The sequence below is a fragment of the Nocardia sp. NPDC004604 genome (genome assembly GCF_040609795.1).
Lineage (GTDB): Bacteria > Actinomycetota > Actinomycetes > Mycobacteriales > Mycobacteriaceae > Nocardia.
The window spans coordinates 13,971-34,627 of the sequence record NZ_JBEXLC010000095.1 but is presented as its reverse complement, the minus strand read 5'-3'; the positions used below and the strand labels follow the sequence as shown (position 1 = coordinate 34,627).

The 20,657-nt window shown below is 66.2% G+C and carries 16 protein-coding genes; 7 read left to right on the top strand and 9 right to left on the bottom strand.

Annotation, left to right across the window (positions count from 1 at the left end; all coding sequences use genetic code 11):
• The 5 genes from ABZW16_RS29235 to ilvD all read left to right on the top strand — a co-directional run.
• On the top strand, positions 1 to 769 hold a 769-nt coding region (locus ABZW16_RS29235; RefSeq protein WP_354959285.1), incomplete at its 5' end, for a diacylglycerol kinase family protein.
• Positions 766 to 1,542 carry an SDR family NAD(P)-dependent oxidoreductase gene (locus tag ABZW16_RS29230; RefSeq protein ID WP_354959284.1) on the top strand — a complete coding sequence of 259 codons (777 nt, stop codon included), beginning with the start codon at positions 766 to 768 and terminating at the stop codon, positions 1,540 to 1,542. The genes ABZW16_RS29235 and ABZW16_RS29230, both read left to right, overlap by 4 nt.
• A gap of 165 nt (positions 1,543 to 1,707) precedes the next feature.
• Complete coding sequence (locus ABZW16_RS29225; RefSeq protein ID WP_354959283.1) at positions 1,708 to 2,181, top strand: HAD-IIIC family phosphatase; 474 nt, start codon at positions 1,708 to 1,710, stop codon at positions 2,179 to 2,181.
• Positions 2,182 to 2,269: 88 nt separating this feature from the next.
• A complete protein-coding gene (locus tag ABZW16_RS29220) occupies positions 2,270 to 3,466 on the top strand; it encodes an MFS transporter (RefSeq protein WP_354959286.1) in 1,197 nt (398 codons plus the stop codon).
• 259 nt (positions 3,467 to 3,725) lie between these two features.
• Complete coding sequence (gene ilvD / locus ABZW16_RS29215; protein ID WP_354959282.1) at positions 3,726 to 5,432, top strand: dihydroxy-acid dehydratase; 1,707 nt, start codon at positions 3,726 to 3,728, stop codon at positions 5,430 to 5,432.
• Positions 5,433 to 5,551: 119 nt separating this feature from the next.
• Here ilvD and ABZW16_RS29210 read toward each other — a convergent pair whose 3' ends face one another.
• Positions 5,552 to 6,436, bottom strand: coding sequence for a sigma-70 family RNA polymerase sigma factor (locus ABZW16_RS29210; RefSeq protein WP_354959280.1), 885 nt, complete (start codon positions 6,434 to 6,436; stop codon positions 5,552 to 5,554).
• 101 nt (positions 6,437 to 6,537) lie between these two features.
• On the opposite strand from ABZW16_RS29210, the gene ABZW16_RS29205 reads away from it, so the two are divergent.
• Complete coding sequence (locus tag ABZW16_RS29205; RefSeq protein WP_354959279.1) at positions 6,538 to 6,885, top strand: DoxX family protein; 348 nt, start codon at positions 6,538 to 6,540, stop codon at positions 6,883 to 6,885.
• A 413-nt stretch (positions 6,886 to 7,298) separates the two neighbouring features.
• On the opposite strand, the gene ABZW16_RS29200 is transcribed toward ABZW16_RS29205, so the two are convergent.
• The 5 genes from ABZW16_RS29200 to ABZW16_RS29180 all read right to left on the bottom strand — a co-directional run bounded on the left by ABZW16_RS29200 (position 7,299) and on the right by ABZW16_RS29180 (position 13,859).
• Positions 7,299 to 8,894 carry a GMC family oxidoreductase N-terminal domain-containing protein gene (locus tag ABZW16_RS29200; RefSeq protein ID WP_354959278.1) on the bottom strand — a complete coding sequence of 532 codons (1,596 nt, stop codon included), beginning with the start codon at positions 8,892 to 8,894 and terminating at the stop codon, positions 7,299 to 7,301.
• A gap of 116 nt (positions 8,895 to 9,010) precedes the next feature.
• On the bottom strand, positions 9,011 to 10,408 hold the full coding sequence (locus ABZW16_RS29195) for an NtaA/DmoA family FMN-dependent monooxygenase (RefSeq protein WP_354959277.1): 1,398 nt from the start codon (positions 10,406 to 10,408) through the stop codon (positions 9,011 to 9,013).
• Positions 10,408 to 11,496, bottom strand: a complete 1,089-nt coding sequence (locus ABZW16_RS29190; protein WP_354959276.1) for an LLM class flavin-dependent oxidoreductase — start codon at positions 11,494 to 11,496, stop codon at positions 10,408 to 10,410. Before ABZW16_RS29190 ends, ABZW16_RS29195 begins: the two co-directional genes overlap by 1 nt.
• Positions 11,497 to 11,659: 163 nt before the next feature.
• Positions 11,660 to 13,111 (bottom strand): MFS transporter, encoded by a 1,452-nt coding sequence (locus ABZW16_RS29185; protein WP_354959275.1) that lies wholly within the window; start codon positions 13,109 to 13,111, stop codon positions 11,660 to 11,662.
• 118 nt (positions 13,112 to 13,229) lie between these two features.
• Positions 13,230 to 13,859, bottom strand: coding sequence for a peptide deformylase (locus ABZW16_RS29180; RefSeq protein WP_354959274.1), 630 nt, complete (start codon positions 13,857 to 13,859; stop codon positions 13,230 to 13,232).
• Between the two features lie 167 nt (positions 13,860 to 14,026).
• Here ABZW16_RS29180 and car point away from each other — a divergent pair, with 167 nt between their 5' ends.
• Positions 14,027 to 17,506: a carboxylic acid reductase gene (gene car / locus ABZW16_RS29175; RefSeq protein ID WP_354959273.1), complete on the top strand. Its 3,480-nt coding sequence runs from the start codon at positions 14,027 to 14,029 to the stop codon at positions 17,504 to 17,506.
• Between the two features lie 18 nt (positions 17,507 to 17,524).
• Here car and ABZW16_RS29170 read toward each other — a convergent pair whose 3' ends face one another.
• The 3 genes from ABZW16_RS29170 to ABZW16_RS29160 are packed head-to-tail and all read right to left on the bottom strand — an operon-like array spanning position 17,525 to position 20,539.
• On the bottom strand, positions 17,525 to 18,148 hold the full coding sequence (locus tag ABZW16_RS29170) for a TetR/AcrR family transcriptional regulator (RefSeq protein WP_354959272.1): 624 nt from the start codon (positions 18,146 to 18,148) through the stop codon (positions 17,525 to 17,527).
• A gap of 13 nt (positions 18,149 to 18,161) precedes the next feature.
• A complete protein-coding gene (locus tag ABZW16_RS29165) occupies positions 18,162 to 19,058 on the bottom strand; it encodes a short-chain dehydrogenase/reductase (protein WP_354959271.1) in 897 nt (298 codons plus the stop codon).
• Positions 19,055 to 20,539, bottom strand: a complete 1,485-nt coding sequence (locus ABZW16_RS29160; RefSeq protein WP_354959270.1) for an NAD(P)/FAD-dependent oxidoreductase — start codon at positions 20,537 to 20,539, stop codon at positions 19,055 to 19,057. The genes ABZW16_RS29165 and ABZW16_RS29160 overlap by 4 nt, the downstream gene beginning before the upstream one ends.
• Positions 20,540 to 20,657 lie beyond the last annotated feature (118 nt).

Here is a 20,657-nt window from a genome sequence, read left to right as displayed (position 1 = left end):
ACCCGATGTCATTGTGGCGGCGGGCGGCGACGGCATGGTCAACCTGGTCCTCAACGCGATGATGGATCCCGAGACGGACCGACCGCGGCGCGCAGCGGCGAATACTGCGCTGGGTGCGGTCGGCCTCGGCAGCTCCAATGACTTCCATAAACCGGGGCGAACCAGGATCGCCGATATCCCCGTCCGGCTCGGTCCGGCCGAGCTCGTCGATGTGGGCAAGGCGACCATGCTGCTGCCCGACGGCACCCGCGCGGTCCGCTACTTCCTGCTCAATGCGAGTATGGGACTCGTTGCGGCGGGCAATCATTCGTTCAACCACGCCCGCGGCCTGATCGGCTGGCTGAAGTCACGCAATGTCGAGGCGGCCATTGTCGCCACCGCGCTGAGCAATATCGCCACCCATAAGCCGCTGGCCATCCAGGTGCGCGGCTCGGACTGGGTGCACACCGCGCCGATAACCAATGTCGGCGTGCTCAAGAGCGTGCACTTCGCCGGCGGCATGTACTACGACACCCCGGTCACTCGCGCCGACGGCCATTTCGATATCAATATCTGGGAAGCCGCTGGCCGTGCCCGGATTCTCGGTCTGATCGCCGGTCTCTACCGCGGCAAGTTCGCGGGCTCCGCACTGGCCACCTGCCACCGCGACACATCGGTGGAACTGCGCCCCGCCGCGCCGGGACCGCTCGAACTCGATGGCGAGATCACAATCGTCGAATCGGCGCGTCTCGAGGTATTGCCGCAGGTGCTGAAGGTGTGTGCGCTATGACCGTCGTCCTGGTGACCGGCGCCGCCAACGGTATGGGTGCGGCGACCATGGAATACCTCGCGCGCGTTGGCTATACGGTCGAAGGCAGCGACAAGATCGCGCGGGAGAGCGTGTGCGCGGTCGATGTCCGCGATACCGAGGCGGTGCGCGGGTGGGTGAAGGCCGTGCACGCACGGCACGGGCGGATCGATGCCGTGGTCACCTTCGCCGCCTACGGCATTGTCGGCTCGGTGGAGGAGACCGATCCGGACGAGGCCGCCGCGCTGATCGACACCAATGTGATCGGCACGCACCGCGTATTGCGCGAGGTGCTGCCCATCATGCGGGCGCAGGGCAGCGGCCGGGTGATCGTGGTGAGTTCCGGTGCGGGTGCGATCGCCGAACCCTACGGCGGCTGGTACTCGGCCACCAAGGCAGCCATCGAACGTCTGGGTGAGGCGATGCGGATGGAGACCGCCGCATTCGGCATCCGTGTTTCGGTGTTGGCACCGGGATGGACGGTCACCCCGATCATCGATTCCGCTGTGCGCGTTGCCGATCCGATCGAGGCGTACACACCCGATCGGATCTCGGTGCTGGCGCGGGTCACCGGCTATCTCCGGGCCGGACAGTCCGCCGCGGCGGTAGCCAGAAAGGTGCGGACGATCCTGGAAGCGGATGAACCGCGCCAGACCTACCTCTGCGGCAGCGATGTTCGGCTGTCGTTCTGGACCCGGCGATTCACCCCCGCGCGCGTCTACGAACGCCTCGTCCGCCGCTATTACGGCTTTTGACAAGAGCATTTGCGGGCGGCACCGGTAGTATCACGTCGGCCGGACGGGATCCCAAGAAAGCGGGGGCTTGCCCGGCACCTGCCGTTCGCTGGATGGTGTGCTGGTACCCCATCCGCCGATGACACGGCAGGGGAGGCAGCGATGACCAACCGATAGAGGCAGGCGATGGCACCGGCTCTGAGATGTCTTGTCTGGGAACTGGACAACACCCTCTGGGATGGTGTCGTGTGCGACGCGACCAGCGGCGCACCACGGCCCGCTGCCCTACGCACCCTGCATAAGCTCAGCGAACGCGGCATCTGGCACGCCGTCGCCAGCCGCAGCGACCGCGACCTCACTCTGAACAAGCTGTACCGGCACGGGCTCTATGACATGTTCTCGGTCATCGAGATCGGCTGGGGCCGCAAGTCGTCATCGGTGGTCCGCATCGCGCAGACGCTCGGACTGACGTTGGACACCATCGGCTTCATCGATGCCGAACCGGTGGAACGCGCGGAGGTCGCCCGGGAGCACCCGCACGTGCGCTGCTACGCCGCCCGCAATGCCGATGTACTGCCAGCCCTGCCCGACTTCCGCCCGGTGCTGCGCACCGGGCCATCGGCCACGCCACCGATGGGATTCGCGAGCATCACGGGGTAGGGGCTCTCTTGCCCACGCACAGCCTGACGCGCGGGCGGATCGTCGTTATTCTCTGACCGTGTCGGCGGTCGTGCCCGGGCCAACGGCGATGACCCCCTGGCGGTTCGTCGTCGGATTCGGCGTGGTCAGCCTGCTCGCCGATATCGTCTATGAGGGCGCTCGCGCGGTTACCGGACCATATCTGGCCTCGTTGGGTGCCAGTGCCGTGCTCGTCGGCGTCATCACCGGCGCGGGTGAGGCATTCGCGCTCGCCGGTCGACTGGTGAGCGGACCCCTGACCGACCGAACCCGCGCCTACTGGCCCCTGGCGGTCGGCGGTTACACCCTTACTGTCACCTCGGTGCCATTGCTCGGCTTCGCGACCGGACTGTGGTCGGCCGGGGTGCTCGTGATCGCCGAGCGGGCGGGTAAAGCGGTGCGCAGTCCGGCCAAGGATGTGCTGCTGTCCCATGCGGCGGGCGCGGTCGGACGCGGGCGCGGATTCGCCGTACACGAGGCCTTGGACCAGATCGGCGCGCTGGTCGGGCCACTCGTCGTCGCGGGCATTCTCGTATTGTCGGCGGGCGACTACCGGCCGGCCTTCTTCGCCTTGGCGATACCGGGTGTGGCGGTGCTGGTGGTGTTGGAGAGACTGCTGGTCCGGGTACCGAATCCGGCCGTCTATGAACCGACTCGCCAGGCGCCGACCGCAGGCGCCGGTGCCCCAACCAGGTTGCCGACGGCGTACTGGAGTTATCTGGCTTTCGCTGCCGCGACGACCACCGGTTTCGCCGGTTTCGGTCTGCTCGCCTTCCACTTGGCCACCCATGCGATCGTCCCGTTGGCGGTCGTTCCCGTCGTCTATGCCGCGGCGATGGTCGTCGATGCCCTCGCCGCCCTGCTCACCGGGTGGTGCTACGACCGCACCGGTGCCCGAATCCTGCTCGCGGTGCCGATCCTGTCGGCGTTGATCCCACCGCTGGCGTTCCAGGACCAGCCGATCCCCGCCGTCGTCGGTGCACTGCTGTGGGGCGCGGTCCTGGGCGTCCAGGAATCCACCCTGCGCGCGACCGTTGCCGACCTCGTCCCGGTGCAACGGCGTGGCACTGCCTACGGGATTTTCGCCGCCGGTTCGGGCCTTGCGGCCTTCGCCGGATCCGCGCTGCTCGGCCTGCTGTACTCCCGCTCCCTGACGGCCGTGGTCAGCATCACCGCCGCCATCCAACTCGTGGCCCTAATCATCTTCGTTACCTACCACCTTCGCCTGCGAGCGCCGAATCGACCTCGACCGCGGGGAAACCCGTAAGCGGATAGCCGAGATCAATCGGCGTGGCCGACCGAAGTCGCTGCCGCAGTGCGGGCAGGAATGCCTCGATGTGGGCGCACGTGGCCCCCGGTTGCTCTAGGTGGGGCAGATGACCTGCCGCGCGGATGATCTCGAAGCGGGCATTGCCGAACGGGCCACTCTGCTGAATCTGCTCCAGCGAATCGGTATGCACCGATAATCGGCGCGGTGATCGGCGTGGTCGGCGGCGCTCGACGATCCGGGCGGGAATGATGTGGCCATGGCCAATGATCCGAACGTTCCCGATATCAAACCCCGCAGCCGCGACGTCACCGATGGTCTGGAGAAGACGGCTGCGCGTGGCATGCTGCGGGCCGTCGGCATGGACGACGGCGACTGGGGCAAATCCCAGATCGGGGTGGCTTCGTCCTGGAACGAGATCACGCCGTGCAATCTGTCGCTGGATCGGCTCGCCAAGGCCTGCAAGGAGGGCGTATTCGCGGGCGGCGGATATCCCATGGAATTCGGCACCATTTCGGTCTCCGACGGCATCTCCATGGGCCATGAGGGCATGCATTTCTCGCTGGTCTCGCGGGAGGTTATCGCCGACAGCGTCGAGACGGTGATGCAGGCCGAGCGGCTCGACGGCTCCGTACTGCTGGCCGGATGCGATAAATCGCTGCCCGGCATGCTGATGGCGGCGGCGCGACTGAATTTGGCGAGCGTATTCCTGTACGCGGGCTCCATCCTGCCCGGTATCGCGAAACTCTCCGATGGCAGTGAGCGCGAGGTGACGATCATCGACGCGTTCGAGGCCGTCGGCGCATGCTCGCGGGGTTTGATGAGCCGCGAGGATGTGGACGCCATCGAACGGGCCATCTGCCCGGGCGAGGGTGCGTGCGGTGGGATGTACACCGCCAACACCATGGCCAGCGCGGCCGAGGCCTTGGGCATGTCGTTGCCGGGCAGTGCGGCGCCGCCCGCGACCGATCGGCGACGCGACGGCTATGCGCGGCGCAGTGGTGAGGCGGTGGTGGAGTTGCTGCGGCGCGGGATCACCACCGCCGACATTCTTACCAAGGAGGCCTTCGAGAATGCGATTGCCGTCGTCATGGCATTCGGCGGCTCCACCAATGCGGTACTGCACCTGCTCGCGATCGCACACGAGGCGAAGGTGGATCTGACACTGGACGATTTCGCCCGTGTCGGTCGCCGGGTGCCCCATCTCGCCGATGTGAAACCCTTTGGGCGACATGTGATGACGGATATCGACCGGATCGGCGGCGTGCCGGTGATGATGAAGGCGCTGCTCGATGCGGGCCTGCTGCACGGCGACTGCCTGACCGTGACCGGCCGGACGGTGGCCGAGAACCTCGCCGACATCGCCCCGCCCGACCCCGACGGAAAAGTGGTGCGGGCCATGACATCCCCGATCCACCCGACCGGCGGCATCACCATCCTCGCCGGATCCCTGGCACCCGGCGGCGCCGTTGTCAAATCCGCAGGCTTCGACTCCGACGTATTCACCGGCACCGCACGGGTTTTCGATGGCGAGCGCGCGGCCATGGACGCATTGGAGGACGGCACGATCACCGCGGGCGATGTGGTGGTCATCCGCTACGAGGGTCCCAAAGGTGGTCCCGGAATGCGGGAAATGCTCGCGATCACCGCGGCCATCAAGGGCGCGGGACTTGGCAAGGACGTGCTGCTGCTCACCGATGGGCGATTCTCCGGCGGTACCACCGGACTGTGCGTCGGACACGTCGCCCCCGAAGCGGTCGACGGCGGTCCGATCGCCTTCGTCCAGGACGGCGACCAAATCCGCCTCGACGTCGCCGCGGGCACCCTCGACCTGTTGATCGATCCCGCGGAACTCGCCCGCCGCGGCGAGGGCTGGAAACCCTTGCCGCCCCGCTATACCCGCGGCGTGCTCGCCAAGTATTCGAAGCTGGTCGGCTCGGCCTCATTCGGCGCCGTCTGCGACTGACGGCTGGTCCGGCGGGATCGGCTTCGGCGTGCGGGCGAAGGCTCGGCAGAACATTCCTTCGCCGATATCGATCCTGATCCCGCCGATCCCCGCACCCGCGCTGCACTGCGCCTGACGGGTCAGGGAAATTCGGGCAACACGGCCAGGTCGAGGTCGCGCAGCCGGAACGGATCGGCGATCACCTCGTAGCTTGCGATCCGGTTGTGCTCGACCGTAACGGCAAGGGCGAGCAGCAGTTTGCCGCGCGGGGCGACAATGATGCCGACCGCACCGTTGACGAGCGCGAGCGTGGCGACCTGGGAGCGGCGGCGCAGGATGACGGTCTCCCGGGCCACCTCCTGCGCGCCACGGACGACCAGCGCCATACCCGAGGGCAGTGCGGCGGGATCGGCCGTGCGCACCACGTCGGGAGCCAGCACCGCGAGCAGCGCATCGAGATCACCGCTGCGGGCGGCGGCGAGGAAGGCGTCGACGACGTGCCGCTGCTCGGCGAGTTCCGCGGTGGATGCGGTGGTATCGCTGTGGGCTCGGGCGCGGGCCCGGCTGGCGAGCTTCTTGGTGGCGTCCGTTGTGCGGCCCAGGATGGGTGCGATCTGGTCGAACGGCACCGCGAACATATCGTGTAGCACGAACGCGACCCGCTCGTCGGGCCCGAGCGTATCCAAGACCACCAGCAGTGCCCGTCCGACCGAATCGATCAGTACCGCTTCGCTTTCCGGATCACGGTCATAGGCGGAATCGCCGAGATCGGGGATCCGATCGATCGGATCCTCGCGCCGGGCGGCCCGCGAGCGCAGCATATCGAGGCAGATCCGGGAGACCACCGTCGTCAGCCAGCCCGCGAAATTCTCGACCTCGCCGGTATCGGAGCGGGCCAGCCGCAGCCACGCCTCCTGCACCGCGTCATCGGCTTCGCTGGCCGACCCCAACATCCGGTATGCGACCCCGCGCAGGTGATCGCGATGCGTCTCGAATCGTCGCGCCAACAAGTCCTGTGCGTGCATCGGTCACCTTTCGTACTCGGCATCCGTCAGGTGGATAGGGCGATCGGGTGCAGCACCACGATCGCAGACTCACAGAACCGAGACACCCGGAGGGTATTCCCATGTCAGTCGTGTACGTCGCCGTCACCATCCTCGCCGCAGTCGGCGCACTCTTCGCCGCGGGCTTCGATATCGTCAAGGCGGATAAGGTGCGCGAGACCATGCAGGGCTATGGCCTCCCGCAATGGACACTCAACCCTCTGGCGGCGCTGAAAGCCCTCGGCGCCTCCGGCCTGCTGATCGGCCTGGCCATCCCGCCGCTGGCCCTGGCCGCCGCCATCTGCCTCGTACTGTTCTTCCTCGGCGCGGAAATCACCATCCTCCGCGCGAAGTGGTACACCCACCTCACCTATCCGTTGCCGTACCTGATTCTGGCCGCGGCGTCGCTCGCACTCTTCACCTTCGCCTGAGCCGGAGCGCTATCGGCCGAGTACGCCGCGGAATGCGTGGGCAGTGTCCGCCCGTGCCGCGGCATCCGCCTATGCTGTGGCATCCGCTCATGCTGGGCGTCGGGCCATGCGCGTGTGCAGCCTCGGCCGATGCGACTTCGCCGCGTGGATGTGCTCAACCGCCTCGAGCGGGCGAAGCAATCGAGGCGGATCGGTTGGTACCGAGTCCGATTGGGTGTCTGCCCAATGACGCTCGCCGCTTCGACGCAGTCGGTGCCGGACCGCACACGATGCACATTTGCGCACGATGCGATATTGCACTGCATGCCATTTCGGACCCGTTATCCGTCGGCGAGTCGATGCTCGAGCCGAATGTCCTTTGGCCAGCGCCGAGTACCGCTGGACACCGAGCGTATCCGACTCCGACGAGCCAGCTAGCCCACGATGAAATCGGCCGCCTGCTCACCGATGAAAACGCTCGGTGCATGCGTATGTCCGCGAATCAGCAGTGGCATGACCGATGCGTCGGCGACGCGAAGTCCTTGCACTCCACGCACTTCCAGTCGTGGTGTCACCACACTGCTCGCGTCGGAACCCATCCGGCAGGTGCCGACCGGGTGATACAGGGTGTGCGAGAAGCCGTTCAGCGTCAGTTCCATGGCGGCTTCCAGCTCCGCGGGCGCCTGCGGCGGATAGATCAGCGGACCTAGTACCGCCTTCATGGCCGGTGCGGCGGCGATTTCGGCGCAGACCCGCAGACCCGACATGATCGCGGCCCGGTCCGCGCCGCCGCTATCGGACAGATAACGCGGGTCGATGATCGGTTTGGCGGTCGGATCGGTGGACACCAATGAGATGCGACCCCGGCTGTGCGGGCGCAGCAGCACCGTCGCCAGCACCACGCCGTGCTCGGTCGGATCGACCAGGCCCTCGTAGAAGAACGGCGCCGGCGCGAAAATCAGTTCCAGATCCGGCAATTCGAGATCGGAGCGGCTGCGGACGAACCCGTAGGCCTCACCTACATTGGAGGTGAGCATGCCGCGGTGCCGGATGAAATAGTCGAGGAGCTGAAGCGGCTTTTCCGCGGTGAACAGTGAATCGGATTCGACACCGTAGCCGAGCGCCGCGACCAGGTGGTCCTGCAAATTGGCGCCCACCTCGGGCGCATGGTGCACCAGCGGAATGTGGTGGCGCGCAAGTTCGTCCGCATCGCCGATACCGGAGAGCATGAGCAGCTGCGGGCTGTTGATCGCACCACCGCAGAGCACCACCTCGCGCCGGGCTGCCACCGTATGGGTACTGCCGCCCTGGCGGTACTCCACCCCTGTCGCGCGCGGTGTCCCGGTGGGCGAGGTCTCGAAGATGACCCGGGACGCGAGCGCCTCGGTATGCACAATGAGGTTCGGGCGGCGCATGGCGGGCTTCAGGTACCCGTCGGCGGTGCTCCAGCGCCTGCCGCCGTGCTGGGTCACCATGGTTTCGCTGAACCCCTCCGGCTGCGGCCGGTTCGGCGGCTCCACCTCGAACCCGGACTCCTTGACCGCGGCCAGGTAGGCCGCGGTCAGTGCGCGCGGACTGCGCTGCCGGGAAATATGCAGCGGCCCGTTCGCGCCCTCATCCGGGTATTGGGCGTCCTCGACGCTCTCGATCTTGCGGAACTGCTCGACCGCCGCCGCGAACCCCCACTCGTCCCCGGCCAGCAGCGCCCACTCGTCATAGTCGGCGCGGAATCCGCGCACCCACATCATCGCGTTCATCGACGACGAGCCGCCGAACATTTTGCCGCGCGGCCAGTAGATCTGCCGATTCTTCAGCTCGGGCTGCGGTTCGGTGAGGTAGTCCCAGTCCACCTCCGAGCGGAACAGTTTCGCGAACGCCGCCGGAATGTGGGCGAATTTGTTCTTATCATGCGGCCCCGCCTCCAGCACCACCACCGTGACATTCGGGTCGGCGCTGAGCCGATTGGCCAGGACCGCACCCGCGGACCCGGAGCCGACGATCACATAGTCCGCGGTAGCCCCTGTTTGCACTGTCCTACTCCGATCTGCGCTGCGTATGGCAAACATACGAGCAAGATGCGGTCCGAGGTTCGGTTTCGGTGACAAACCGGTCGTCTTTCCCGGCTCGGATCGGGTGGGTATGGCGGTCAGCGCCTGGTCAGCGGCGGGCGGAGTCCGAGGTGTTCGCGCAGGGTAGTCCCGGTGTACTCGGTGCGATATGCGCCGCGCTCCTGCAGTTCCGGAATCAGCCGGTCGACGATCTCATCGAGTCCGGTGGGGACCAGATATGGCGAAATATTGAACCCGTGCGTCGCGCCGTTGCGCACCCAGCGGGTCAGCTCATCGGCGACCTGGCCGGGAGTGCCCGCGAAGCCGGATCGCTGCGACGTCTCGATGGCGACCTGGCGCAGCGACAGATTCTTGGCCTCGGCCAGTGCTCGCCACTCCCGCGCGATCGCCACCGGGTCCTGGCCGTCGCGCTGGGCGCCGCGTTCACCGGAAATCACCCGGGGCCGTGGATCGTCCGCGGGCAGCGGGCCATCCGGATCGAGGTCGGACAGATCGCGACCCCACACCTGGCCGACCAGCGAAAGCGCGGTCTGACCGGTGAATTGCGCCTCCAGCACCCAGCGCGCCTTCTCCTCGACCTCGGATTCCTTCTCGGCCAGCACGATCTGGGTTCCGGGCAGGATCTTGATGTCATCGGCAGGGCGACCCGCACGCACCAGACGCTCGCGAATATCGTTCGCGAAGGCCAGTGCGGCATCGAAATGCGTGCCGTGCCTGGAGAAGATGACATCCGCATCGGCCGCCGCGAAATCGCGGCCCGCGGGCGAATCACCGGCCTGGAAGATCACGGGGTGGCCTTGGGCGCTGCGCGGCAGGGTTGGGGTGATGGAGACCTGGAAGTGGTCGTTATCGCGGGTCACCCTGCGCACCGAATCCGGTGCGGCCCAGTGGGTTTCCTGGCGTGCGGTCGCGATCGCATGATCGGCCCAGGCATCCCAGATCTCGCGGGCCGTCCGGACGAATTCGCCCGCGCGCTCATAGCGCTGCGCGTGATCGAGGAAGCCGCCACGCCGGAAATTCGCACCGGTCCAGGCATTGTCGGTGGTGACGGCGTTCCAGCCCGCCCGGCCGCCGGACAGCAGGTCCAGTCCGGCGAGTCGGCGCGCGAGGTCGGCGGGTTCGTTATAGGTGGTGTTCTGGGTGGCGACCAGACCGATATGCCGGGTGATCCCGGCCAGCGCCGCCAGCTGGGCGATGGCATCGGGACGGCCCGCGATATCGGTATCGAGCAGCTGACCGTGCTGCTCGCGCAGGCGCAGACCCTCGCCGAGGAAGAACGCGTCGAAGAGTCCGCGCTCGGCGGTGCCGATGATGCGCCGGAATGTCTCGAAGTCGATCTGGGAACCGCTGCTCGGATCCGACCAGATGGTGGAATGGTTGACGCCCTGGAAGAAAACACCGAAATGAATCTGTGCGTCGGGGAACGGAACCTCGCGCCCACCCGCCGCCCGACTGTCGCCCGAGACTGTACTCATCAGTGCTGATCCTTCGCGTATCGATTGATCGGCCGCGCCAGGCCGAGATTGGCGCGCAGGGTCGAGCCCGGCACCGGGCGGTGGAGCACACCGGATCGGAACAGTGCGGGCAGGACGTGGCGCGCCAGCGCCGGGAGGTCCTCGTCGATAACGGCCGGATGCAGGCGTACGCCGTCGACGTGGTGTGCGAGTTCGGTAATGAGGCGGACGAGGTCGGTGGGCGAGCCCGAGAACGTCAGGCGCTCTGTGGGATTCGCGGACGCGTACTCGTCCGGATCGGCGATGCGTTGAGCCGCCGTCGCATGCGGGATGTCCAGGGCGACCTCGAGTTCGGCGAAAACGAGTGCACCGGTTGCTCGCGCGCGGTCGGCGGCGGCCAGGGTCTGTGCGAGATCGCGTCCCGCGACGAGGATGACGTCGACCGCGCCGGATTCGGTTGTGTCATAGGCGAAAACAACCACTTGACCCTGCGGCGGCCGTGGCACGATTGCCGGCCCCCGCACCGAGAAGGTCTCGCCGGTGAAGTCGATGTAGTGCAACTTATCTCGATCCAGGAAGCGGCTCGCCGCATGGTCGCGCACGACGGCGTCGTCCTCCCACGAGTCCCACAGCCGGCGCGCGACCTCGATCGAATCCCGTTGTTCGCGTGCGAGTTCCGCTTCGGTGGTGCGTGCGGGCCGACCCCAGGTGGTGGCGGCCGCCGGGGCGGCAATGGTGGTCGCGATCCAGCCGCCGCGCCCGCGCGAGGCATAGTCCAGCGTGGCCAGCTGCGCGGAGGTGTGGAACGGTTCCGCGTAGGTGGTCGCCACGGTCGCCACCAGTCCGATGGTGCTGGTGGTCGCCGCGACGAACGATGCCCGCGTCACCCCGTCGATGCGCGCCGCCGGATGGCCCACGGGCGGCAGGATCGAATCGTCGAACGTCGCGAGCGTAAAGCCGGCATTCTCGGCCGCACTGACGCGTTTGCGCAGCGTATCGCCGGTAAGGAAGGCATCGGGTGGATGCGCGGCCCGCCGCCACGCGGCGGGGTGATATCCCTCGCCATCCAATTCGATGCCCACCGCGAAGACGTTTCCGCTCCTGCTCATAGGTATGACGATCGTCAAACTTGTCCGGCGCCGCCAGCATTAGCGTCGCGCTGATCCGAATCGGCCCGACTTCGGATCGCGATGACGCGAACCATGTCGCGTGGTAAATAGCGCGATCCCGGGTTCGCCGTCCGAACGGCGAACCCGGGATCAGCTGTTGCGATTACCGCGCCGCGCGAGCGGACAGCGCCGCAGCCACCAGCACCGTGACACCTTCCGCGATCGCCGTCCCGCCCAGGGCATGTGCCGCCGAGAGCACCGTGGTTCCTGCGAGTCCCAGGAACACCGACCCGAAGCAGGCGATGCCCACCACAATGCCGAGTTGGACGCTGGTGACCAGAATGCCGCTGGCATCGGCCGCGAGGGCCATGGGAATCCTGGCCAGGGTGCGGGTCATCAGCGGGCTGAAGGCCAGGCCGTTGCCGATGCCCTGGATGCCGAAGACGACAAGCGCGAGCGGGCCGAAATCGGCGCCGTTGCGCAGCATCATGCCGAGCACCACCATGGTGATCGCGGCGAGTACCAGGCCGAACGGAATCATGCTGGCGTGGAAGCGATGTGGGATGCGCTCCCAGTTCAGACTGGCCAGTGCGAAGGTCGCGCCCATCGGGATGAACAGCAGGCCCGCGTGTAATGCGGTGTAGCCGAGGGTGCTCTGCAGGTGGATCGCCATGACGAACATCCAGCCACCGAAGGTGGCCATGATCGTGAACAGCGTGCCCGCGGTCAGTGTCAGTCCCGGCGACTTCAGCACGCGCTGGGCGAAGAGCGGTTCACCGTCGCGAGCGGCGACCGCCCGCTCGATCAGCACGAACAATCCGATACCGAGCACACTGGCGCCCAGGGCGATCCATGTCCACAGCGGCCAGTCCTGCTCATGTCCCAACACCAAGGGCAGCACGAGCAGCAGCACCGATACGGTGAGCATCGTCAGACCGGCCAGATCCAGCTTGCGATCGAATCGCGCTGTGGCCGAGGGCAGAACCCGCGGGGCGATCAGCAGGAGCACCGCGCCGATCGGCACATTGACCAGGAATACGCCACGCCAGCTGCTCCCGAAAAGGTCGGCATTGACGATCAGTCCGCCCGCCACCTGGCCGACGACCATGCCGCCGGAGATGATCGCGGAGTACGCGCTGAGCGCCTTGGCCCGCGCATTGCCGGTGAAGTTGCGCTGGATCATGGTCATGATCTGCGGAATCATCGCGGCCGCACCCGCACCCTGGACGAACCGGAATACGATGAGCGACAACTCATTCCACGCCAGCCCGCACGCCAGCGAGGCAACGGTGAACACCGCGAGCCCGGTGATGAAGGTGCGACGCTGGGTGAACCGATCACCCAATCGCGCACCCGTGACGAGCAGTACGGCATAGGCGATCACATATCCGGCGACGATCAACTGCAATGCGGATCCGCTGGTATGCAACGAGATACGAATAGAAGGTATGGCGACATTGACGATCGACGCGTCGAGCACCGCCATGAACTGTCCGGTGAGCAATACCGCGAGCACCGCGATGGTTCGCCGCGCACCGAACGCGGCAGGCTGAACCGCCGGACCCGCAGCGGCCGATGTGGCCGCAGCGGTACTCGGCTGCAAGGTCTGGGTCATGTTCTAGAGCTTGCAGCCGATCCGACACCAGTAACAGGAGTCCAGTAACACTGGTACTGGCAACACCCGGATAGCGAACGATCGCTCGGTCCCATCGCAGTATGCACGTGCGCGACGGTCAGGGGAACTCGAAGCCCAGAGCGGCGGCCGCGGTTGCGGGAGTCGGTTGGGACCAGCGGTCGGCGAGGGCTTCGGCGCTGGTGAGGGAGCGGGTGATGGCGTGGTCGATATAGAGGGTGCCATTGAGGTGGTCGGTCTCGTGTTGCACGATGCGTGCGGGCCAGCCGGATACCTCTTCATCCAGCTCGCGGCCGTATTCGTCCTGGCCGCGCAGGTGCACGCCGGCGTGGCGCGCGACCACGGCCTGCCAACCCGGGATGCTGAGGCAGCCTTCGAAGAATGCGGCCCGGATATCGCCGATCGGTTCATAGGTCGGATTGACCAGGACTCGGAACGGCAGTGGGATCCGGGCGCGGATCGCGCGCACCTCGTCGGTCACCTCGGCCGGATCCTCCAGCACGGCCAGTCGCAGCGGTATCCCGACCTGCGGCGCGGCGAGCCCCACACCCGGCGCGGCGTGCATCGTCTCCCGCATCGCGAGCACCAATCGGCCCAGCTGCGCGTCGGTCAGCTGCCCGTCATAGCGGGCGACAGGGGTGCGAAGGACGGGGTCGCCCGCGGTAACAATGGGCAGTGGGCGTGGGCCGTCGAGCAGGCCCTCGACCAGATCGGGGAGGGGGATCATCATGGTCTCAGGATCGCAAGTCGGCAGGTGGCGGCATAATCCGGCCGGAATCACTGCCCAATTCGGCCGGACCCGGAATATTTAGGCAAGCTAACTTATTAGTAAATATAGGCGCCTTTCTATGTGTACGGAACAACCGACGGTTGGCAACCCGCCGAAGGAGGCTGGCCATGATGACAGATACCCAGATGGAGCGGCTGATCGGCCGCATCACCGACCTGTACGCCACCTATCCGCAGATCCGCGACGCGCGACCGGACCCGCAGATCTTCGCCGCGATTCGAGAACCGGGACTCAGCCCGGCCCAGATCGCGGAGATGGTGATGACGGGCTATGCGGATCGCCCAGCGCTCGGGCATCGCGTCAGCGAACCGACCACTGACGATGCGGGCCGCCGCACCCTACGGCTGCTGCCCGAATTCGAGACCATCACCTACGGGGAGCTGTGGGCGCGAGTCGCCGCGATCGCCGCGGACTGGCAGCACGACGCCGAAAACCCGCTGCGCGCAGGTGATTTCGTCGCGACCCTCGGATTCACCAGCAGCGACTACATTGCCCTCGACCTGGCATGTCTATACCTCGGCGCGGTCGCCGTGCCGCTGCAGGCGAGCGCATCGCCCGCGCAGTTGTCGGCGATCCTGGCGGAGACCGCACCGCGCATCCTCGCCGCGACCCCCGAAAACCTCGATGCCGCGATCGAATGCGTATTGGCCGGACCGACACCGGAACGTTTGGTCGTCTTCGACTACCACCCCGAGGACGACGATCAGCGCGACGCATTCGAATCGGCCCGGTACCGGCTCGCGAACACACCGATAGTGGTGGAGTCACTGGATTCGGTACTCGAACGCGGTCGCGCTCTGCCACCCGCGCCGCTGTTCATTCCCGACGGCGACGCGCTCACCCTGCTGATCTACACCTCCGGCAGTACCGGAACCCCCAAGGGGGCCATGTACACCGCCGGGCTGGTGACCGCGATGTGGTTGGCCCAGGCCGAGGTGGCCGCGATCAACCTGAACTACATGCCCATGAGCCATGTCGCCGGGCGCATGGCGCTGTACGGAGTGCTGGCCCGCGGCGGCACCGCGTATTTCACGGCCAAGAGTGATATCTCGACGTTGTTCGAGGATATCGGCATGGTGCGCCCGACCGAGCTGTTCTTCGTACCTCGCATCTGCGATATGGTCTTTCAGCGCTATCAGAGTGAAATCGCGCGGCGCTCCGAACCGGGTACAGACCGTGCCGAACTCGACCGTGTGGTGAAGGCCGAACTGCGCGAAGACTTTCTGGGCGGCCGGTTCATCACCGCGATCGTCGGCAGCGCACCGCTGGCCCCGGAGATGAAGACCTTCATCGAATCGGTCATCGATCTGGAGTTGCACGACGGCTACGGCTCGACCGAAGCGGGCGGCAGCATCATGATCGATAACCTGATCTGCCGTCCACCGGTCCTCGACTACAAGCTGGTCGATGTGCCCGAGCTGGGGTATTTCGGCACCGACCAGCCGCATCCGCGCGGCGAACTGCTGTTGAAGACCACGACCATGATTCCGGGCTACTACAAGCGGCCCGAGGTCACCGCGGAGATCTTCGATGTGGGCGGCTTCTACCGGACCGGGGACATCGTGGCCGAACTCGGGCCCGATCAGCTGGTCTACGTGGATCGCCGCAACAATGTGCTGAAGTTGTCCCAGGGTGAATTCGTCGCAGTCGCGCATCTGGAGGCCGTATATGCCAGCAGTCCGCTGCTCGAGCAGATCTTCATCTACGGCAACAGCGAGCGCGCCTATCTGCTCGCGGTGATCGTGCCGACCGCAGAGGTGCTGCGCAGCGCCGATCCGAAAGCGGCACTGAGCGATTCGCTGCAACATATCGCCAAGGATGCCGGGTTACATTCCTATGAGATCCCGCGCGACTTCCTGATCGAGACCGAACCGTTCACCGCCGACAACGGTCTGCTCTCCGGTATCGGCAAACTATTGCGCCCCAAGCTGATCGAGCGCTACGGCGACCGGTTGCAGCAGCTGTACGCCGAACTGGCCGAGGGGCAGGCGGACGAACTGCGCGCGCTGCGCCGCGAAGCCGCCGAACTACCGGTGCTGGAGACCGTGAGCCGCGCCGCACGGGCGCTGCTCGGCTGCGCAACCACCGATCTGCGACCGGATGCGCATTTCACCGATCTCGGCGGCGATTCCCTTTCCGCACTGTCGTTTTCGAATCTGCTCCGCGATATCTTCGATGTCGAGGTGCCGGTCGGCGTCATCGTCAGCCCGGCCAACGGGTTGCGCGAATTGGCCGACTACGTCGAATCGGCACAGGGATCCGGGGCGATCCGGCCCACCTTTGCCTCGGTACATGCCCGGACAGATCTCGCGCGTGCCGATGAACTGACGCTCGACAAATTCATCGATGCGCAATCACTCTCCGCCGCAACGACTCTCCCGCATACGACCGCGACCCGGACCGTTCTGCTGACCGGTGCCAATGGCTACCTGGGCCGCTTTCTGTGTCTGGAATGGCTGGAACGACTGGATAAGACCGGCGGCACCCTGATCTGCGTCATCCGCGGCAAACATGCGGCCGCCGCCCGCGCCCGGCTCGACGCCGCCTTCGACACCGGTGACCCGGAACTGATCCGGCACTACCGGGAGCTGGCCGCCCGCCGCTTGGAGGTGCTGCCCGGCGATATCGGCGAGCCGAATCTCGGCTTGGACGATGCGACCTGGCATCGGCTGGCCGATACCGTCGATCTGGTCGTGCACCCCGCCGCACTGGTCAATCACGTCCTGCCCTATAACCAGCTCTTCGGCCCCAATGTCGTTGGTACTGCGGAAATTATCCGATTGGCCATCACCACGCGGATCAAGCCTGTGACCTATCTGTCCACCGTGGCCGTCGCCGACCAGATCCAGCCCTCGGTCTTCGAGGAGGACGGCGATATCCGTCGAATCAGCCCTACGCGTGCCATCGACGACAGCTACGCCAATGGTTACGGCAACAGCAAATGGGCGGGCGAGGTGCTGCTGCGGGAAGCGCACGATCGGTGCGGACTACCCGTTGCGGTCTTCCGATCCGATATGATCCTGGCCCACAGCCGATTCAACGGCCAGCTCAATATCCCGGATATGTTCACCCGGCTGCTGCTCAGTCTGGTCGCCACCGGCATCGCCCCGTACTCCTTCTACGAGACCGACGCCGACGGCAAACGGCAACGCGCACACTACGACGGCCTGCCCGCCGACTTCACCGCCGAGGCGATCACCACCCTTGGTGCGCAGGCGCGCAATGGTTTTCGAACCTTCGACGTGCTCAACCCGCACGATGACGGCATCTCCCTGGACGAATTCGTGGACTGGTTGGTCGAATCCGGCCACCCCATCCAGCGGATCGACGACTACCAGAAGTGGTTCAGCCGGTTCGGAACCGCCCTGCGCGCCCTGCCCGAGAAGCAGCGCCAGGCATCAGTGCTACCGCTGCTGCACGCCTACCGCCGTCCGGCTCGGCCCATCCGCGGTTCCGCCATCCCGGCGAAGGGTTTCACCGCCGCGGTCCAAGCCGCGAATATCGGGCCCGAGCACGATATTCCGCACCTGACACCCGCGCTCATCGAAAAGTACGTCAGCGATCTTCGGCTGCGCGGTCTGCTCTGAGTCCGCTCGAACCGGGACTCAGCCGAGCTCGAGGATGGTAACCGTGAGGCGGGTGGCGTAATCGACCACCGCGTCGCGGTCGGACTCGATATCGCCGTCGAGCCAGTCGAGGAACAGCGCGAGCAGCGCACCGGATATCGCGCTGACCGGCCGGGGGATCCGGCCGGAAGCGGTGGCGAATCGCGCGGCCTGCTCCGGTGCGAGTTGGGTCGCGACGAGTGTGACGAAGGCCGGAAGCGCATCGGCGCCGTGAGCGCGCAGGGTGTCATCCGCCAGGGTTTCCCGGAACATGATCCGTCCGCGGCGCGGGTCGTCCTGGAAGTACTGTGCCGCGGCGTCGAAAGCCGCTCGGGCGCGGGCGGTTTCGTCGGCGGGGGCATCGCGCAGCCGGGTCGTGACAGCATCGAGCAGTCCGTGCGCCGTCTGGTCGTAGACCTCGACGAGCAGGGCTTCGCGATCGGGGAAGTTCTCGTAGAAGTAGCGCAGGCTCAACCCCGCCTCGCGGCAGACGGCCCGCATGGTGGTCGCCGCCGCGCCCTCGCCGCCGAGCAGCGCGTATCCGGCCCGCACGAGCTGTTGGCGGCGTTCGGCGGACCGGCTTGCCATGGTGCTGCCGCGCCAGGTGCTGGCTGACGAACTCACGGATCCGATCATGTCATGTGCGCGCCGACGCATTCGGCGGGCGCGTGCCCGCGCGTTGTTCCAGCTTCCGGAGCAGGTCCCGGAGCTGTTCATCGGTGCTGAGGTACTGATCCATCAGCACATTGATCGCGCCGCGTAGCAGGGAATACGGCACCCATACGCGGGGTGCGATGGTACGCGGGGCGCGGCGAGCGATGCCATCGGCGACGGCCAGCGCGGCGTCGGCGGCGCTGATGCGCTGATCGAGCGGCCAGGGCAGCATGGCGGCGGCGGCGCGGCCGAAATCGTCGTCGTCGAGGGTGTGGTGGGTCATGGCCGTGTCGACGATGCCGAAATAGGCGACACCGGCGCTGGCGCCGGAGGCGGCCAACTCGACCCGCAGTGCGCGACCGAGCTGTTCGACACCGGCCTTGCTGATCATGTACGGGGAACCGCCCATACCCGGTGCGAATGCGGCACAGGACGACACCACCACGACATGTCCGCTGGTGGCGACGATATCGTCGAGCGCGGGGCGGACGGCATTGAAGACACCGGTCAGGTTGACACCGATGACGCGGTCGAAGTCGGCCGGGTCCATGGTCCGCAGTGTGGCGGGCGTGGGGGCGATACCGGCGTTCGCGACCACTACATCTATGCGCCCGAAGCGTTCACGAACCGTTGCGATGGCCGCGACCATACCGTCCCGGTCGGCGACATCGGCGCGCAGCGCGAGCGCTCGGGAACCCAGTCGCGTTGCGGCAGTGCGGACTTCGGTCTCGTCGAGATCAAGCATGGCGACGGTCGCGCCGCGCCGATGCAGGATGCGGGCCAGTTCGCCGCCGATGCCGCGCCCGGCGCCGGTAATGACGGCGACCTTGTCGGTCACGTCGAAGGGAGTGTCGGTGGGCAGGAGTCGAAAGAGGTTCATGATGCCTCGGTGAGATAGGCGTCGGCGTCGAATCGCATCGTGCGGCGAGCGTATTCGAAACTCCAGTTCGGATACAGCCCGGCATTGTGGTTGCCGTCGGCGGTTTGGTAATAGCTGCGGCAACCGCCGGTGACCCATACCGTGTCCCGGCTGCGCTGTTCCATCTCCTCGACGAAAGCCCGCTGTGCCTGTGGTCGCACCTCGATGCGGCGAAGACCGTTGTCTCGCATGCGCTTTACCGCATCAACGATGTAACGGATCTGCGCCTCGATCATGAAGATGGCGGATTGATTCCCGGCCGCGCCGAACGGGCCGAGGGTGGTGAAGAAGTTCGGAAACCCGGTTACGGAGGTGCCGAGATAGCTTTGCGGGCGTTGCCGATACAGCTGTGCGAGGGTGCGCCCGGCGGTGTCGTGGATGGCCTCGAATATCCGCGGTGGGACACCGAAGCCGGTGCCCCAGATGATCGTATCCACCTCGTGTTCGGTGCCGTCGCGGGTGATGATCGATCGCGCCCGCACTTCCGCGATGCCGGAGGTCTCCACGTCGACATTCGGCTGCGTCAGAGCCGGATAGTAGGCATCGGAGAAGATCGCGCGTTTACAGCCGATCATATAGTCGGGTGTCAGCTTTCGGCGCAGTCGCGGATCGGGAACCTGTCGACGCAGCTGCAACCGGCCCAGCGCCTCGAAGGGGTGACGGAACCGCTTGTCCACGAACCCGACCAGCCCGAATCCCTCGATGCCGGTGAAATAGGCGGCGCGAATCGTCTTGCCCAGCAATGGCATCCGCCGCAGTAGTGTGCGCTCGACGGCGGTCGTCGCCCAATCCATGCGCGGCACGATCCAGGGCGCCGAACGCTGGAATACCGTCAGCCGACCCACCACCGGCTGTATCTCCGGAATGAATTGCACCGCGGATGCACCGGTGCCGATCACCGCGACCCGCTCACCGGTCAAATCGTGGTCGTGATCCCAGTGCAGGGAATGGAATTGGGTGCCGGTGAAATTCGCAATGCCGGGCAGATGGGGGATCTGCGCCTCGCTGAACGGCCCGATCGCCGAGACGAGCACATCGGCGGTACACGAACTCTGCCCCGTGTGGATACGCCACAGTCCGGCGGTCTCGTCCCACCTCGCGTCGAGTACTTCGCTGTTGTATCGAATGTGCTGCGGCACATCGAACTTCTCGGCGACGCCGCGCAGATATTCGAGGATTTCCGGCTGTGTGCCATAGCGTCGCGACCAATTCGGATTCGGTGCGAATGAATACGAATACAGCATCGAGGGCACATCGCACGCGCACCCCGGATAGGTATTGGCGCTCCAGGTGCCCCCGAGATCGGTCCCGCGCTCGAGAATGACGAAGTCACGGAATCCGGCCTCGCGCAGTTTGACGGCCAATCCGATACCCGCGAATCCGGCGCCGATGATCACGATCGGCACATGGTCGTCCTGCGGTCGCGTTGTCGGCTGCTCCATCTGCACTCCTCGCCGCGGACCGGTCCCGTTCACCTGAGGCCAGCGCGCTCTCGCGCCCTATGGGAATCGGTCGATTCCAGTGGAATCAGATGATTCCTATAACATCTTCAGGTGTCAA

Coding starts and splice junctions, on each gene's coding strand:
- ABZW16_RS29230 (WP_354959284.1), top strand. CDS start 766: ATGACCGTCGTCCTGGTGACCGGCGCCGCCAACGGTATGGGTGCGGCG.
- ABZW16_RS29225 (WP_354959283.1), top strand. CDS start 1,708: ATGGCACCGGCTCTGAGATGTCTTGTCTGGGAACTGGACAACACCCTC.
- ABZW16_RS29220 (WP_354959286.1), top strand. CDS start 2,270: ATGACCCCCTGGCGGTTCGTCGTCGGATTCGGCGTGGTCAGCCTGCTC.
- ilvD (WP_354959282.1), top strand. CDS start 3,726: ATGGCCAATGATCCGAACGTTCCCGATATCAAACCCCGCAGCCGCGAC.
- ABZW16_RS29210 (WP_354959280.1), bottom strand. CDS start 6,436: ATGCACGCACAGGACTTGTTGGCGCGACGATTCGAGACGCATCGCGAT.
- ABZW16_RS29205 (WP_354959279.1), top strand. CDS start 6,538: ATGTCAGTCGTGTACGTCGCCGTCACCATCCTCGCCGCAGTCGGCGCA.
- ABZW16_RS29195 (WP_354959277.1), bottom strand. CDS start 10,408: ATGAGTACAGTCTCGGGCGACAGTCGGGCGGCGGGTGGGCGCGAGGTT.
- ABZW16_RS29190 (WP_354959276.1), bottom strand. CDS start 11,496: ATGAGCAGGAGCGGAAACGTCTTCGCGGTGGGCATCGAATTGGATGGC.
- ABZW16_RS29185 (WP_354959275.1), bottom strand. CDS start 13,111: ATGACCCAGACCTTGCAGCCGAGTACCGCTGCGGCCACATCGGCCGCT.
- ABZW16_RS29180 (WP_354959274.1), bottom strand. CDS start 13,859: ATGATGATCCCCCTCCCCGATCTGGTCGAGGGCCTGCTCGACGGCCCA.
- car (WP_354959273.1), top strand. CDS start 14,027: ATGATGACAGATACCCAGATGGAGCGGCTGATCGGCCGCATCACCGAC.
- ABZW16_RS29165 (WP_354959271.1), bottom strand. CDS start 19,058: ATGAACCTCTTTCGACTCCTGCCCACCGACACTCCCTTCGACGTGACC.
- ABZW16_RS29160 (WP_354959270.1), bottom strand. CDS start 20,539: ATGGAGCAGCCGACAACGCGACCGCAGGACGACCATGTGCCGATCGTG.